Source organism: Halogranum amylolyticum, from assembly GCF_900110465.1.
GTDB lineage: Archaea > Halobacteriota > Halobacteria > Halobacteriales > Haloferacaceae > Halogranum > Halogranum amylolyticum.
In genome coordinates this window covers 46438-60301 of record NZ_FODV01000024.1, presented here as the reverse complement: position 1 = coordinate 60301, position 13864 = coordinate 46438, and the positions used below count along the sequence as shown (strand labels likewise).

Sequence of the window (13864 nt, the reverse complement as noted above, 5' to 3'; positions counted from 1 at the left end):
GACGTGACTTGCAGACACGCGCTGGAAATCAGCGGCGTCCGTAGCGTTGACGAGAGCGAAGCTCTCGTTCGCACGCCAGAAACGCGATGCGTTTCTGGGGACGGTCACACTCTCCACAGGCGTATCTTCGGGCCATCCCAGCCCTAATTCAGAACAGCCGCGTTGCAGAACATTCATCGCCGCGTTCGCGTCTCGATCCGTCTTAAACCCACACGCAGGGCACGAATGCTCACGAACCCAGATGGGCTTTGCCGTCTCCACACCACATGATGCACACTCTTTGGTCGTTCCTCGCGCTTCAACCTGCAGGACGTGCGTCCCGTACAAGTCGCCCTTATATTCAAGCAAGGTGATGAACTGTCGCCACGCGGCGTCCTGCTTGTTCTGAGCATTTCCATCGCCCTGAAGCATACTCTGAACGTTCAGATCTTCCACGAACACAGCATCGTACTCTTTGACGAGCCGTGTCGTGAGTTTATATATCTAATCAGATAGGTATCCCCGACGGAGATGTCGCGAGCGGTGTGCCGACTCTCGATCTTTCGAACGGAACCCCGAACCGGACAGGAGGCCACTGCATCGTCTCGCTCTGACTTCCGACACGGAGACGGGACAGTGGGTTACGAACCGGTCGATCAGTCGTCGGCGTCGTCGACGCCACACCGTTCGTAGAACTCGGCGGGCGTGTCGTCGATGCGTTCGAACGGGCCGAAGTCGCGTTCGTGGTGACGGATGATCTGTTCGGCGATCCAGGAGCTGAACCGCTCGTCGAAACACCAGTCGTCGTCCGGACAGTCGACCGCGAAGCGGTCGTCGGTCGCGAAGGCGACGTAGACGTGGTAGAAGCCGAGGACGACCTCGGCGAACTCGCGGGCCTGGGTGCCACACTCGCCGCGTTTGGCCTGCAGCTCCTCGGCACCCGCGTCGGTGAGCGCGAAGTACTTGCGGTCGGGTTCGTCCTCGCGGTCGACGCGTTCGGTCCAGCCCTCCTCCTCGAACTTGTAGAGGATGGGGTAGACGGAGCCGTACGACGGCTCCCAGTGACCGCCGCTCAGCTCTTGGATCTCTTTGAGGATCTCGTAGCCGTACCGGGGGCGGTCCTCCAGAAGTTCGAGCACGAGATACGAGATGAGTCCCTTCGGCGGACCACTTTTCCGCATTGCCCGTCGGTTGCTGTGGCGCTCGTGAAAGGGTTTCGATCGCGCGTCTCAGCCGTCTGGTTCCTCGTCGACCGACGACTCGAACTCGACGTCGACAGCCTCGCCGGCGAGTCTGACGTGGCCGTAGTTGACGAGCGCGACGAGGACGCTCCCGCCGAGCGCGTTGCCGATCGTCGTCCACAGGAGGAAGTGACCGTAGTCGGCGACGGTGACGAGCGGGCTGAGGAACAGCCCCATCAGTACCTCCGTCGTCCCGAGCAGCGCGTGGTGGAACGGGGCGAGGCCGATAGTCGCGGCGACGATGATGATGATGAACACCCGAGAGACGGTGTCTCGCGTCGCGGCGACGAGCCACGTCATCAACCCCATGAGCCACCCTGCGACGACGCCGCTCAGGAGAATCACCCACCACGGGTGGCGGACGAGCGCCGTCGCGAGCGACTCGGCGGCCGCCGGGGTGACGATGCCGAACGCGGGGCCGAAGCCGGCGACGAAGACGGCGAACGCCCCGCAGCCGATCAGGTTCGAGACGTAGACGTTCCCCCAGAGACGGCCGAGCTCCCGGACGCCCGTCCGCCCGTCGAGCACCGGGAGGACGGCCATCGTCGTGTGGGCGGTGAACAGTTCGGTCTGCCCGAGGACGACGAAGAGGAATCCGATAGACGACAGCAGCGCGAGCGTCACCTGTTTCACGAGCGGCGAGGGGAAACTCGGCGAGAACGTCAGCGCCATCCCCATGAACAGCGCGCCGAAACTGACGTTGAGGCCGGCCGCGATCCCCGAAAGGAACACCCCCTTCGGCGGCCGGTTTATCTCACGGAGCGCGTTCTCCAGCTCTCGCTCGAGGATCTTGTTGTACGAGAGGCTCGCGCCCTGTGGTTCGTCGCTCGGCATCTGTGGAGGGGTTCAGCATCGGGAAGAAAAACCGCTGTGGCCGACAGAGACGAACACGCAAACCCCTTTACCGAAGGGTCCTAAGGCTCGCTCATGCCGAACGCACCCCAGACGGACGAGGGCTGGTACGTGCTACACGACTTCCGCAGCGTCGACTGGGACGCCTGGCGCGACGCGCCCGAGCGGGAGCGGGAGTTGGCCGTCGAAGAGGGCGTCGCCTACCTCGAGGAACACGAGGCCGTCGCCGACGCCGACGAGGGAGCCTCCGCCGTCTTCTCCGTGCTCGGCCACAAGGCCGACCTGTTGGTCGTCCACTTCCGACCGACGCTCGACGCGCTGTCGACCGCCGAGCGCCGCTTCGAGCGGACGGCGCTCGCCGGATACACCGATCAGACGACCTCCTACGTCTCCGTCACCGAGGTCTCCGGCTACGTCTCCGACGACTGGTTCGAGGGGAACAAAGAGGAGATCGACGCTGGACTCCGCCGCTACATCGAGGGGAAACTGAAGCCCGAGATCCCCGACGACGAGTACGTCTCGTTCTACCCGATGAGCAAGCGTCGTGGGGAGGAGAACAACTGGTACGACCTCTCGTTCGACGAGCGCGCCGAGTTGATGGCCGGCCACGGCGAGGTCGGCAAAGAGTACGCCGGGAAGATCAAGCAGGTGATCGCCTCCTCGGTCGGCTTCGACGACCACGAGTGGGGCGTGACGCTGTTCGCAGACGACCCCGCACACATCAAAGACATCGTCTACGAGATGCGCTTCGACGAGGCCTCCTCGCGGTACGGCGAGTTCGGCCAGTTCTACGTCGGTCGTCGCTTCCCGCCCGAAGACCTCGGTGCGTACCTCGACGGCGAGTCGGTGCCGACCAGCGAACACGGCGGCGGGAGCCACCACGGGCACGGCCACGGCGAGGACAGCCCGCACCCGCACGGCGGCGAGAACGAGCAGCACGGCCACGGCGAGGACGGTCACCACGGCGAGGGTGGCCCCCACGACGACGCGGCGGGTCACCACGGCGGCGAAGACACCGAGAGCGAGTCGGACGACGCCGACATCCGCGGAGAACTCGAAGAGCTGAACATTTACGCGGGGAAGCCGCACGGCGAAGACGTCTACGCGACCGTGCTCTACTCGGAGACCGACCCGGAGGAGCTGTTCGAGGAGGTCGACGGCCTGCGCAAGAACTTCGATCACTACGGGTCGCACGTCAAGACCGCCGTCTACGAGGCCAACGAGCGCGACCGTAGCGCGGTCGTGAGCGTCTGGCAGACGGCGAGCGCCGCCGACACCGCCGCAGGGTTCCTCTCGGAGCTGCCCGGAATCGTCGAGCGCGCGGGCGAGGAGTCCGGCTTCGGCACGATGGGGATGTTCTACACCGTCAAACCCGACTACCGCGAGGAGTTCGTGGAGAAGTTCGACGTCGTCGGCGGACTGCTCGACGACACCGACGGCCACTACGAGACGGACCTGATGGTCAACCGTGAGAACGAGAACGACATGTTCATCGCGAGCCAGTGGCGCTCGAAGGAGGACGCGATGGGGTTCTTCCGGTCGGACGCCTTCCGCGATACGGTCCAGTGGGGCCGCGACGTGCTCGCGGACCGACCGCGACACGTCTTCCTCGCCTAAGCAGTCTCGACACCCCGTGCGTGATTTTTTCGAGACTCACACGTAGCGGGTGAACCGAAAGTAGCGCGACGAAAAAAGCGGGTTTCAGACGGATCTCAGTCGCCGGCGCGGACGTAGCCAGCGACGCCGAACAGCCCACCACAGAGCGTCGCGAGCGCCCACTTCGCGCCGTCGTCGCGGCCGGTGTAGCGGGCGTGTGCGACGAGCAGCGTCGCCAAGACGAGGTGGACGACGAGCGTCAGGGCGGTGAACGCGCCGAGCAGTCGCCGGAGCGTGCGGTCCATCTAGTCGTCGGCGACCTGCTTGTCGACGCCGGCGTTTCGGATGTCGTCGCCGCCAACCGACGAGCGGAGGCTGTCCATCCCGTCGTCGCGGTCGACGCCGAAGTTCGTCTGGTACAGCTCCTCGACGCGCTGGACCTCCTCGTCGGAGAGCGGCGGCGTCTCGGAGGCGGCGGCCCACTCGCGGATGTCGTCGGCGGTGTAGAACGTCGGCGTGACGGAGGCGACGGCGTCGTGGCTGAGTAGCCACTGGATGGCGGCCTGTCCCATCGTTCGTTCACCGTCTCTCTCCAGGAAGCGCAGCGTCTCGAGTTTCTCCCAGCCCGTCTCGTACCACGCGTCGGGGCGGAAGCCGCGGTGGTCGCCGTCCTCGAGTTCGGTGTCGGGACGGACGTGCTCGTTCAGGAGCCCCGAGGAGTGCGGAACGCGGGCGATGACCGAGGTGTCCGCGCCCGTCTGCTCGATGTGGTCGAGGACGTGTCGACCGGGCGTCTGCTCGAAGACGTTGAAGACGGTCTGGACGCCGTCGAACTCGAGGTCGACGGCGCGTTCGTGTTCGGCGAGCCAGCCGATAGAGGGACCCATCGCCCAGCCGAGTGCGTCGACGACGCCCTCCTCCTGGAGTTGTTCGAGCGTCTCCAGCACGTCGGGCGTCACCTCGTCGGCGTTGGCGTTGTGCAGTTGGAGATACTCGACGTGGTCCGTGTCGAGTCGGTCGAGACTACGCTCGACGCAGGTGCGGATCCAGTCGGGGTCGAGGTTCTTCGGGATCTCGCCGTGACCGGCCTGCGGGTTGTTGTAGAAGTCGTAGCCGATCTTCGTCCCGAGCGTGATCTCGTCGCGGTGCTCGCCGAGCGCGCGGGCGAGCAGTTTCTCGCTCTCGCCGTGACCGTAGACGTCACCCGTGTCGAAGTAGGTGATGCCCTGGTCGAGCGCGAGTTGGACCATCTCGATGGTCTCCTCGTCGCTGCGGTCTCCCCACCAGTCGGTTCCGACGACCCACGCACCGAATCCGACTTCGCTCACTTCGACGCCGGAGTCACCGAGAGTGCGGTAGTGCATATGCGGGTGGTGGGGTGCGGCGCACTTAGCCGGACCGGTTCGACCGAGCCGTCGTCACCCGTCGAGAGGGTCACGACGGTCGCGCCGACTGCGAATGAATCACACGCCCGCAGCGGGGTCTGACGCGTTTTTCACACACCCGAATCCATTTGAACGGTCCCGCCGAACGAGGTGTCATGACCAAGCGACACGTCTCCCTGCCGGTAGAGGCCGAGTCCGGCCTGCAGGCGTTTCTCGAAGAGGTCGACGAACGACTCTCCTCAGACGAGAGCACCTGTGATGTGGTTCAGGACACGCTCGTCGACCTGTTCGGCGACCGCGACGCTTACGAACGCTGGCAGGCGGGCGAAGAGGTCACTCCCGCCGAGCGCGTCCGACTCCAGGGGTACGACCCCTGCAACTCGACGCTCGAGTCGGAGTACTACGCCGAGAAAGACGAGGAGAAGTATCGGCGCTCGAAGCATCTCCAGTGGCTGTGGCGGCAGTTCGACGCGACGCCGATGGCCGACAATGTCGAGTTCGCGCTTCGGTTCCGCCAGATGCTCGCCAACCACCTCTTCGAGGAGGCGGGCGACGGCCTCCGCATCTTCAAGGGCGTCAGTTTCTCCTACGGACACAACATCAGCGTCGGCGACAACACCGTCATCCACGACGACGTCCACCTCGACGACCGCGGTCGGCTGACCATCGGTGATCGGGTGTCGATCTCCGACGACGCCCACCTCTACACGCACGACCACGACGTCGTCGACCAGACCGAGGTCCGGAACTTCCATACGGTCGTCGAGGACGACGTCCGCATCACGTACGACGCGGTAGTCCGCGCCGGAACTCACGTCGGCGAGAACTCCATCGTCGGGTCGCGAGCGAACGTCCAGGGCGACGTCCCCGCCCACCACATCGTCGTCGGCGCGCCGGCGAAGAGCGTGAAGATCAAACCCGGCTTCGAAGACGAGGCCGAGGCGATCGACGACGGAAGACTCGAAAACCACCAGGACGAACGCGAAATTCCCTACGACCTCCCCGAGGACCTCGACGTCTTCGACGAGTTCCAGCGCGACGTCGGCGGTCCGATCAAGCCACACAAGCGACCCTGAGACGGCAGTCGGCTTCTCCGTTCGTGTCACGTCCCGTAGCGACGCGTCTCCCGACGTCCAACCGGTGACGCGCAGTATATAAAAGAACTGACCGAAGCAACAAAGTCCCTTGACAACATAGTGCACGATATGGACTGGCTGGCCTGGATATTCCTCTACGCGGTGGCCCTCGTGGTCTTCCAGGTACTCGTCTACCGGTACCTGTGGACGCGGGAGGAGCCGTTCGAGCGGACGACTCCACAGGCCCGACCGAACGGCGACGGCGACGCCGTCGACGACTCCGGTCGACGCGACCACGTGCGGACCGACGCCTCCACGGGCCTCTGGGTCAATCCGCAGTCAGTGTCGACGCTGAGCGAGCGGCACTGCCCCCACTGCGGCGAGGAGAACGAACCCGACCCTGCGTACACGTTCTGCTGGAACTGCGCCGGGCGGTTGGCGTGACCACCACGTAGCGGGAGAGACGACGTTTTTACCCCGGTGGACGTAGCGACTCGCATGTCACGACGACCGCGCAGCATCGCCATCAACGTCGGCGCGAACACGAACCTCCCCGGCATCCGTGGCCCGGTCTATCCGGACGGTCGGTTCGAGTATCTCCCCATCCCGGAGGAACAGCCGACACGACGGCCGGTTCCGACCTACGGTGACCTCGCGGTCGACGTCGACCTCCCCGAAGACGTCCGCGACACGCCCGTCCACCTCGACCCGGAGTTCGCCGAGTATCCGACCTGCGAACGCTACAGCTACGGCGACGACCACGGCGTCAAGGCCGGCCCGCTGTCCGAGCTCGAAGCCGGCGACTTCCTACTGTTCTACGCGACGCTGACGTTCCACGGCGACCCCGACGAGGCCGCCGACTGGATCGCATCCGATTGGGGGGCGTACCTCGTCGGCGAGTTCCGCGTCGCCCGTGCGATCACCGGCGAGACCTACGAGACGCTCTCGGCGGACGAGCGGGCCGCCTTCGACAACAACGCCCACGTGAAGCGCGACCCCGTCGACGCGAAAGTGTTGGTCGAGGGCGACGACTCGTCTCGCCTCTACGAGTACGCGGTTCCCCTGTCGAGTCCCGACGCCGGGGCGACGGCGAACCGCCTCGTCACGGCGTTGTCCAACGATTCGGGGAAGGGACCGTGGTGGCGACGACGACTGTGGTACGACGCCCACGCGACGGCGGAGCTGCGCGATGTCGTCGAGCGGTGGCCGAACTGTTCGCTCGGGTGACAGACGGTGTTATTCCCCTTGCGCGCTACTGTCTAGCTATGTCCGCATCAGGGAGAGACCGATCGACGAACGTCGAGCACCGGACGATTCAGGGTCGGGAGACGCTCGTGCGGGAGCTCCCCGACGAGCTGTACATCGAGTGGCGACCGGGGCGACCGGTGTACTTCGGTGTGAGGGTCGGCGACCGGATCAAGGACGCCGACCGCGACGTCGAGTCCGCCCACATCACCGAATGGGAGGTCGTCGAGATTACGCCAGACCGCGTCGTCGGCGAGAACACGAAGACAGGCGAGCGAATCGAGTGGGACCGCCGCGACCTCGAGGAGGCGCTCGTGCTGCATCGCTACGCGACGAACCTCTCGGAGTTCGCGACGCTGACGATCCACCCCATCGGCAGTTGGACGGAGTACGACTCGGGGAAGATCGCCCACGAACCGTACCTGCACGTCGTCGTCTTCGGTAACAACGGCGAACGCTACGGTCGACGCTACCGCTTCGTCGAACAGGGAGAGACCACCGACGTCGAACTGTCGGATCAGGACGCGAGCGTCGACCGACTCTCGGCGGATCTCCGGCGACGATTCGACGAGCGGGTCCGACGCGCGCTGGAAGAGGACGGCTACGTGGTTCAGTCAGTAACCCACGAGTGAACTCGTGGGCTTGTCAGTGGACTCCCTTTTCCTGCGAGGAGAGAATCCCGCCGTTTACGGCGGGAGTGAATCCGACAACTCCTACACAGACCACCGCCGATTGCAGGCCGGATATTCCACGCCAATACGAATTATTAAGTAGGTTTTCCTACATAGGCTATGTATGGCGATTGAGGTCACTCGCACCTACGTTGGTTCCATCCAGAACCACTAACAGGTCTGCGGTGGCCTCGACTCGCTCGGAGACTCAGCCTCGAAAATCTGGAACGTCGCACGATGGACAGCCGACCGCGTATGGGATAAAATCGGTGAAATCCCAGACGAAGGTCCGCTCAAATCGTACATGAAGAACCAAGCGTGCTGGAAAGACCTGAACGCGCAATCCAGTCAGAAAGTCATCGAAGAACTTTCCGACGCTTTCCAGTCATGGTTCGACCTGCGACACAAAGACTCGAAGGCGAATCCGCCCGGCTACCGCAAACACGGCGACACCCGCCCACGGAGTACGGTCACGTTCAAACAAGACGGGTTCAAACACGACCCTGAGAACAATCGCGTTCGTCTCTCAAAAGGCTCGAACCTCAAGGAGTATTGGTCGGACTTCCTGCTCTGTGAGTACCAAACCCGACCCGACGTTGACCTCTCAGAAGTTAACTCGGTGCAGAACGTCCGCGCCGTCTGGAACGGCGACGAGTGGGAACTGCACTTCGTCTGCAAAGTTGAACTCGAAACCAACGACTCAGCAGGTGATGGAGTGGCAGGCATCGACCTTGGCATCAAGAATATCGCCACGGTCGCGTTCCCCGATGAGTACGTCCTGTATCCCGGCAACTCGCTCAAGCAGGACAAACACTACTTCAAACGTGCCGAGTACGACACGGAAGGTGAGAACGGCCCGTCGGAGAAGTCGATGTGGGCACGGCGAAAACTCGCTGACCGTGAGACGCACTTCTACCACGTTCTCACGGAAATCATCATCACGGAGTGTGTCGAGCGCGGTGTTGGCACGCTCGCGGTGAGTTGGCCCGAAGACGTGCGCGAATCTGATTGGGGCAAGACCGGCAACAAGAAACTCCACACATGGGCGTTCGACCGCATCTACCAGTACCTCGAATACAAAGGTGAGATACGTGGTGTTGAGGTGCTGAAAGAGAACGAGTGGGATACGTCAAAAACCTGCTCGAAGTGTGGTGACGACACGAAGGCGAACCGTGTCGAGCGTGGGTTGTACGTCTGCTCGTCGTGCGGATTGGTCGGGAACGCAGATTGCAACGGGGCGGAGAATATGCGCCAGAAGATAACTCCGAGTCCTCATGGTGAGGATAGGAGTAACGGCTGTGTGGCACAGCCTTCGGCATACTTGTTCGATTCAGAGAGCGGATGCTTTGCACCGCGAGAACAGGTCGTGTCGTAGACCAGCAAATATCCCAACTGCGGTACGGGAAGCCCCGTCGTTCACGACGGGGAGGATGTCACCACTCGTGGGTTCTGATGTGTCGGATCGGATTCCTCCCACCCGTAAACGGGTGGGCTTCCTCCTCGAATCCCTGTGAGTGGGCTACTCGCGGTCCGCGACGGCGGCCGACGATGTAGACCCGCCAGCGAACAGGCCGTCGACCACCGCGAACAGACTACCGACGACCACGCCGGCTACTGTACCGACGAGCAGCGAGACGAGCGCTCCGCCGACGCTTAGCTGGATGACACCCAGTGCGAGCAGCGTCACGGCGAGTGCGAGGAGCGCGACGGTCAGGTCGTCGGTGGTCGGCCGCCCGTGCGTCGCGAGCTGGTGTCGCTGGAGCACGTAGCCTGTCGCGACGCCGACTGTGGTCACGAGGAGCGGGAGCGACGAGAGCGCGCCGAAACCGGCGACGCCGAACGCGAGCAGCCCGGCGACGACCGCCGCGACCACGCGAGCGAGGTCGACGAGGAGTGAGACGATCGCGTCGTCGACGCCCCGTCGCCGTGCGACGGCAGTGACCAGTCGAGGGACGAGAAGACGTCCGAGACCGTAGACGACGGTGAAGACGACGAGCGCGACGACGAACGGGCCGACGAGCCGGAGGAGGGGGTGTACCGCGTTCTGTGCCTGAAGTGGGACCATCTCGTCTCTCGTTCGGACAGCGAGTTGATAAGTGTGGTCGTCGGCTCAGACGACGCGAACGGAGAGCTGTCGCGTCCGCGGCCCGTCGCACTCGACGAACAGGAGCGACTGCCACGTCCCGAGGTCGAGTTCGCCATCGGAGACGGGAACCGTGACGCTGTTGCCGACGAGGAGCGCCCGAAGATGCGAGTCGGCGTTACCGTCGAGTTCGTCGTGGGCCCATCCTTCGTCGGCGACGGTCTCCGAGAGGAACCGTTCGACGTCGTCGACGAGGCGACGCTCGTTCTCCTGGAGACAGATGCCTGCGGTGGTGTGTCGGACGAAGACGGTACAGAGGCCGTCGGCGTCGGCCGGGAGCGCGTCCGCGACGCGGTCGGTGACGTCGACGACGCAGAGACGCCGCTCCGTCTCGACGGTGAGATCGAGGGAAGTCATACCGACGAGAGGCGACGAACGGCCAAAAGGATGGTCTCCCGAGACGCAGAGATAGAGGAAGAAGAGAGTAGCGGACGGCAAGTCCAGTCCGTCGGTTCAGGCCGCCAGGAACTCCTCGTACGCCCGGAGGAGTTCCTCGGTCAGGTCGCTCTTGCTGTGGGTCGTCATCAGGTGGACGCGGAGATCCGTGCGTTCACCGTGTGCCAGTCCACAGAGCGGGCAAGTCGACAGTTCGTCGACCCCCGCTGTTTGGTCGTCGGTCACCACCTCTCGTCTCTCTCTCGCGAGTTCACCACCGAGCATGGTTGTCCGTACCATTGGCGTAGAGCACGATATAATTTCGCACACCACCTCCTGAATTGAGCAGTATTCGAATCGTGAAGCTCTCGCGGTGATTTTGGGAACGAACGGCGAGGAGACCCGCGGACCGGTCGACACGTGAGAAGGAAGCGAACGAAGAACTGTGTCGTCCGGAGAATGCGCCGTCCGGGAATTGAACCACGGTCGCTCACGCTGTTCGCTCTCTGATTCAATTCCCGCTGGCGGTCTCACCTCACCCTGTTCGGCAGAAATGCGCCGTCCGGGAATTGAACCCGGGCTAGTGGCTTGGGAAGCCACTGTCCTACCACTGGACCAACGGCGCTCGCACACGGGACTACTGTGGGACCCTACTTGAACGTTGGCGTTTCGTGTACTGGACGTCTGTCCACCGAACGCAGGCTGAAGGGTGGCTATTAGTCCCCTGGTTCCGTACGACTGTTCGATGAGCAACGAGAGCTCCGTTCTTTCCGACACGGCTCCGTTCGACCTCCGACTCTCGGAGACTGAACTCGAAGCGACTCGCGACCACGTTACGACGTTCATCCGCGAGACCGTCGAGACCGCGGGAGCCGAGGGCGCGGTGCTCGGTCTCTCCGGCGGCATCGACAGCACGCTCACCGCCTATCTGGCGGTCGAGGCGCTAGGCGAGGACGGTCTCCACGGACTCGTGTTACCCAGCGAGGTCAATACGGAGGGCAACATGAGCGACGCCGAGCGCGTCGCGCAGGAGCTCGGGATCAAGTACGACGTCATCGAGATCAACCCCATCGTGGAGTCGTTCTTCGACGCCTACCCGGAAGGGGCGGACGACCAGATGGCCGCCGGCAACGTCCGAGTCCGCGTCCGCGGCGTCCTCAACTACTTCGTCGCCAACCACGAGAACCGCCTCGTCCTCGGCACCGGCAACCGTAGCGAGGCAATGACGGGCTACTTCACGAAGTACGGCGATCAGGCGGTCGACTGCAACCCGATCGGCAACCTCTACAAACAGCAGGTACGCCAACTCGCCGACCACGTCGGCGTCCCCGAAGATCTCGTGACGAAGACGCCCTCCGCCGAGATGTGGCTGGGCCAGACCGACGAGGAGGAGATGGGGCTCACGTACGACACGCTCGACGCCGTCCTCGCGCTGCACGTCGACGGCCCGCTGTCGACGGCCGCGACCGTTCGGTGTCTCGACGTCACTGAAGAACAGATCGCCCGCGTCGTCGAACTCGTCGAGGGAAGCGAACACAAGCGTCACATGCCGCCCGCACCCGCCGCACTCGACCTATAGACGGACCGACCCGTCGGGGTCACTCCCTCTCGCGGTCGGCCGCGATGTCCGCGGCGTGGGCGCGCACCAGACGCTCGAACGCCGCGGCCTCGGCGCGCTCCTGCTGCTCTCGAGGCGCGTCGTCGCGCATCCGGGCTTTGACGACGGCGAGGGCGTCGGGTTCGTTGGCGGCGACTTCTTCGGCGACCTCGCGAGGGTCGGCGACGACGCGTGAGACGAGGCCGATCCGCTTCGCCTCGGCGGCGTCGACGACGCGACCGGAGAGCGCGAAGTCCAGCGCGTCCCCCTCGCAGAGCGCCCGCGGGAGGCGAGCGGTGCCGCCCCAGGCGCCGAACAGGCCGAACTGGACGCCCGGTTCGGCGAACGTCGCCGCCGGCGTCGCGATCCGGAGGTCGCAGGCGAGTGCGAGTTCCACCCCGCCGCCGCGGGCGGCCCCGTTGACGCCGGCGACGACGACGCTCTCGGCGGTCTCGATGGCGTCGGCGACGCGCTGGCCGTGGCGTGCGAACGCCGCCGGATCCTCGAGGTCGGCGACGACGTCGAGGTCCGCCCCCGCACAGAAGGCGTCGCCAGCGCCGTGGAGGTAGACGACGGCTGCGTCGGTGTCGGCGACGGCCGCTTCGAGGTCGTCGAGGTCGACGGGTCGGAGCGCGTTGCGTCGCGACGGGCGGTCGACGGTGACGACCCGGAGCGACCCCGTATCTGTCGTGTGAATCATGGAGCCATCTGTCGCTGGCTTTCCAAAGGTCTTTGCCCTTGCCGTCGCTAGAGCGGGTCAATGGAAGACGCCGTGCGGGTCCGTGATGCCGCGCGCGAGGCACTCGTCGATATCGAACCCACCCAGTTACACGAGGCGCTCGACGACCGGTTGGTCGACGCCTCGATGTCGCCCGGCGTGCTCGTCCTCACGAGCGCCCGGGCGCTCGACCCGGGGGTCGACCTCGACGGGATCGCCGAGCGGGCCGCCGGAGTGCAACTGATCTACGAAGGACTCCGCCTGACGCGAACGCTGGCCCAAGACGAGCCGTGGGTCGGTGAGGCGGACAACGACATCGACGCCGACCTCGACATCCTCGCCGCCGACGTGCTGGTCTCCCGTGGGTTCTATCTTCTGGCACGGACCGAGGCCGCCGACCGCGCCGTCGAGACGGTCCGCGCGTTCGGCCGCGACCAAACGCGCCAGATGACGGCGCAGCGTCCCGCCGAGGGCGACGACCGGAACCTCGAAGCCGACGTGTTCGAACTCGCCGTCGTCGCCGGGACGACCGCCGTCGGCACCGAGGCACCGTCCGCGCTGTTGGAGTTCGTCGCGAGTCTCGCGCACGAACACGACGGCGATCTCCCGCCTGCGACGGTGGCGCTCCCGGAGACGACCGCCGAGCAGATCGCCTCGCTCTCCGGCGACGACCGGGTGACCTCCTCGGCGACCGACCGATAGCGTCCGTCGCCGACCGTCGTTTCTCTCCGCTACTCTCCGGCCGAGTGTGGCCGCGACGTCACGCCATCGTGGTACGCCACCGCACGACATCCAAGACGCGTTTCACCACATATATATACGGTACTGCAGTACGTTTGGATGCAGAAGGCGGTACGCGGGAATAACGCCCGACGTGCCTGGGTAGCTTAGCGGTAAAGCGCGTCCTTGGTAAGGACGAGAGCCCGGGTTCAAATCCCGGCCTAGGCTTACTGTATTTTGGTTAAATCCTGCGTATAAAAAGCCCA

Annotated in this window: 16 protein-coding genes, 2 tRNA genes and 1 pseudogene; 9 read left to right on the top strand and 10 right to left on the bottom strand. The window is 64.6% G+C overall.

Annotated features, from left to right (window positions below):
* From BSG17_RS22520 to BSG17_RS22510, 3 genes and pseudogenes are all read right to left on the bottom strand, one after another.
* Nucleotides 1-480 (bottom strand): annotated as a pseudogene (locus BSG17_RS22520) (RNA-guided endonuclease InsQ/TnpB family protein); the annotation flags it as partial.
* 155 nt (nt 481-635) lie between these two features.
* Nucleotides 636-1160 carry a PadR family transcriptional regulator gene (locus BSG17_RS22515; protein ID WP_089827637.1) on the bottom strand — a complete coding sequence of 175 codons (525 nt, stop codon included), beginning with the start codon at nt 1158-1160 and terminating at the stop codon, nt 636-638.
* Nucleotides 1161-1208: 48 nt separating this feature from the next.
* Nucleotides 1209-2054, bottom strand: coding sequence for a formate/nitrite transporter family protein (locus BSG17_RS22510; protein WP_089827636.1), 846 nt, complete (start codon nt 2052-2054; stop codon nt 1209-1211).
* 93 nt (nt 2055-2147) lie between these two features.
* Here BSG17_RS22510 and BSG17_RS22505 point away from each other — a divergent pair, with 93 nt between their 5' ends.
* Complete coding sequence (locus BSG17_RS22505; protein ID WP_089827635.1) at nt 2148-3689, top strand: heme-binding protein; 1542 nt, start codon at nt 2148-2150, stop codon at nt 3687-3689.
* A gap of 95 nt (nt 3690-3784) precedes the next feature.
* On the opposite strand, the gene BSG17_RS22500 is transcribed toward BSG17_RS22505, so the two are convergent.
* Nucleotides 3785-3973 carry a hypothetical protein gene (locus BSG17_RS22500; RefSeq protein ID WP_089827634.1) on the bottom strand — a complete coding sequence of 63 codons (189 nt, stop codon included), beginning with the start codon at nt 3971-3973 and terminating at the stop codon, nt 3785-3787.
* The gene (locus tag BSG17_RS22495; protein ID WP_089827633.1) at nt 3974-5032 is read right to left on the bottom strand and encodes an aldo/keto reductase; all 1059 of its coding nucleotides are present in this window, start codon (nt 5030-5032) and stop codon (nt 3974-3976) included. It abuts the gene before it with no gap.
* Nucleotides 5033-5208: 176 nt separating this feature from the next.
* Here BSG17_RS22495 and BSG17_RS22490 point away from each other — a divergent pair, with 176 nt between their 5' ends.
* From BSG17_RS22490 to BSG17_RS22470, 5 genes are all read left to right on the top strand, one after another.
* Nucleotides 5209-6129 carry an acyltransferase gene (locus BSG17_RS22490; protein WP_089827632.1) on the top strand — a complete coding sequence of 307 codons (921 nt, stop codon included), beginning with the start codon at nt 5209-5211 and terminating at the stop codon, nt 6127-6129.
* A 129-nt stretch (nt 6130-6258) separates the two neighbouring features.
* Entirely contained in the window at nt 6259-6573 is a 315-nt protein-coding gene (locus tag BSG17_RS22485; protein WP_089827631.1) for a DUF7577 domain-containing protein, read from the top strand.
* Between the two features lie 54 nt (nt 6574-6627).
* Nucleotides 6628-7356: an Nmad3 family putative nucleotide modification protein gene (locus BSG17_RS22480; protein ID WP_089827630.1), complete on the top strand. Its 729-nt coding sequence runs from the start codon at nt 6628-6630 to the stop codon at nt 7354-7356.
* Between the two features lie 38 nt (nt 7357-7394).
* The gene (locus BSG17_RS22475) at nt 7395-8006 is read left to right on the top strand and encodes a hypothetical protein (protein ID WP_089827629.1); all 612 of its coding nucleotides are present in this window, start codon (nt 7395-7397) and stop codon (nt 8004-8006) included.
* Nucleotides 8007-8265: 259 nt separating this feature from the next.
* A complete protein-coding gene (locus tag BSG17_RS22470; RefSeq protein ID WP_244531675.1) occupies nt 8266-9420 on the top strand; it encodes an RNA-guided endonuclease InsQ/TnpB family protein in 1155 nt (384 codons plus the stop codon).
* 144 nt (nt 9421-9564) lie between these two features.
* Here BSG17_RS22470 and BSG17_RS22465 read toward each other — a convergent pair whose 3' ends face one another.
* From BSG17_RS22465 to BSG17_RS22450, 4 genes are all read right to left on the bottom strand, one after another.
* Complete coding sequence (locus BSG17_RS22465) at nt 9565-10110, bottom strand: hypothetical protein (protein WP_089827627.1); 546 nt, start codon at nt 10108-10110, stop codon at nt 9565-9567.
* A gap of 45 nt (nt 10111-10155) precedes the next feature.
* Nucleotides 10156-10545, bottom strand: a complete 390-nt coding sequence (locus BSG17_RS22460; protein ID WP_089827626.1) for a secondary thiamine-phosphate synthase enzyme YjbQ — start codon at nt 10543-10545, stop codon at nt 10156-10158.
* Nucleotides 10546-10641: 96 nt separating this feature from the next.
* The gene (locus tag BSG17_RS22455) at nt 10642-10863 is read right to left on the bottom strand and encodes a hypothetical protein (protein ID WP_139246768.1); all 222 of its coding nucleotides are present in this window, start codon (nt 10861-10863) and stop codon (nt 10642-10644) included.
* A gap of 254 nt (nt 10864-11117) precedes the next feature.
* Nucleotides 11118-11188, bottom strand: a tRNA-Gly gene (locus BSG17_RS22450).
* Nucleotides 11189-11308: 120 nt separating this feature from the next.
* On the opposite strand from BSG17_RS22450, the gene BSG17_RS22445 reads away from it, so the two are divergent.
* A complete protein-coding gene (locus tag BSG17_RS22445; protein ID WP_089827624.1) occupies nt 11309-12142 on the top strand; it encodes an NAD+ synthase in 834 nt (277 codons plus the stop codon).
* Nucleotides 12143-12161: 19 nt separating this feature from the next.
* Here the strand turns inward: BSG17_RS22445 and BSG17_RS22440 are convergent, their stop codons facing one another.
* The gene (locus tag BSG17_RS22440) at nt 12162-12860 is read right to left on the bottom strand and encodes an enoyl-CoA hydratase/isomerase family protein (RefSeq protein WP_089827623.1); all 699 of its coding nucleotides are present in this window, start codon (nt 12858-12860) and stop codon (nt 12162-12164) included.
* Nucleotides 12861-12920: 60 nt separating this feature from the next.
* Here BSG17_RS22440 and BSG17_RS22435 point away from each other — a divergent pair, with 60 nt between their 5' ends.
* Together BSG17_RS22435 and BSG17_RS22430 are read left to right on the top strand one after the other, a co-directional pair.
* Complete coding sequence (locus BSG17_RS22435; RefSeq protein ID WP_089827622.1) at nt 12921-13580, top strand: DUF7114 family protein; 660 nt, start codon at nt 12921-12923, stop codon at nt 13578-13580.
* Between the two features lie 174 nt (nt 13581-13754).
* Nucleotides 13755-13826: transfer RNA gene (locus tag BSG17_RS22430), tRNA-Thr, on the top strand.
* Nucleotides 13827-13864 lie beyond the last annotated feature (38 nt).

What these genes read in the sequence shown, in the direction of transcription:
- BSG17_RS22515 (WP_089827637.1), bottom strand. Translation starts at nt 1,160, where the DNA reads ATGCGGAAAAGTGGTCCGCCGAAGGGACTCATCTCGTATCTCGTGCTC.
- BSG17_RS22510 (WP_089827636.1), bottom strand. Translation starts at nt 2,054, where the DNA reads ATGCCGAGCGACGAACCACAGGGCGCGAGCCTCTCGTACAACAAGATC.
- BSG17_RS22505 (WP_089827635.1), top strand. Translation starts at nt 2,148, where the DNA reads ATGCCGAACGCACCCCAGACGGACGAGGGCTGGTACGTGCTACACGAC.
- BSG17_RS22500 (WP_089827634.1), bottom strand. Translation starts at nt 3,973, where the DNA reads ATGGACCGCACGCTCCGGCGACTGCTCGGCGCGTTCACCGCCCTGACG.
- BSG17_RS22495 (WP_089827633.1), bottom strand. Translation starts at nt 5,032, where the DNA reads ATGCACTACCGCACTCTCGGTGACTCCGGCGTCGAAGTGAGCGAAGTC.
- BSG17_RS22490 (WP_089827632.1), top strand. Translation starts at nt 5,209, where the DNA reads ATGACCAAGCGACACGTCTCCCTGCCGGTAGAGGCCGAGTCCGGCCTG.
- BSG17_RS22485 (WP_089827631.1), top strand. Translation starts at nt 6,259, where the DNA reads ATGGACTGGCTGGCCTGGATATTCCTCTACGCGGTGGCCCTCGTGGTC.
- BSG17_RS22480 (WP_089827630.1), top strand. Translation starts at nt 6,628, where the DNA reads ATGTCACGACGACCGCGCAGCATCGCCATCAACGTCGGCGCGAACACG.
- BSG17_RS22475 (WP_089827629.1), top strand. Translation starts at nt 7,395, where the DNA reads ATGTCCGCATCAGGGAGAGACCGATCGACGAACGTCGAGCACCGGACG.
- BSG17_RS22465 (WP_089827627.1), bottom strand. Translation starts at nt 10,110, where the DNA reads ATGGTCCCACTTCAGGCACAGAACGCGGTACACCCCCTCCTCCGGCTC.
- BSG17_RS22460 (WP_089827626.1), bottom strand. Translation starts at nt 10,545, where the DNA reads ATGACTTCCCTCGATCTCACCGTCGAGACGGAGCGGCGTCTCTGCGTC.
- BSG17_RS22455 (WP_139246768.1), bottom strand. Translation starts at nt 10,863, where the DNA reads ATGGTACGGACAACCATGCTCGGTGGTGAACTCGCGAGAGAGAGACGA.
- BSG17_RS22445 (WP_089827624.1), top strand. Translation starts at nt 11,309, where the DNA reads ATGAGCAACGAGAGCTCCGTTCTTTCCGACACGGCTCCGTTCGACCTC.
- BSG17_RS22440 (WP_089827623.1), bottom strand. Translation starts at nt 12,860, where the DNA reads ATGATTCACACGACAGATACGGGGTCGCTCCGGGTCGTCACCGTCGAC.
- BSG17_RS22435 (WP_089827622.1), top strand. Translation starts at nt 12,921, where the DNA reads ATGGAAGACGCCGTGCGGGTCCGTGATGCCGCGCGCGAGGCACTCGTC.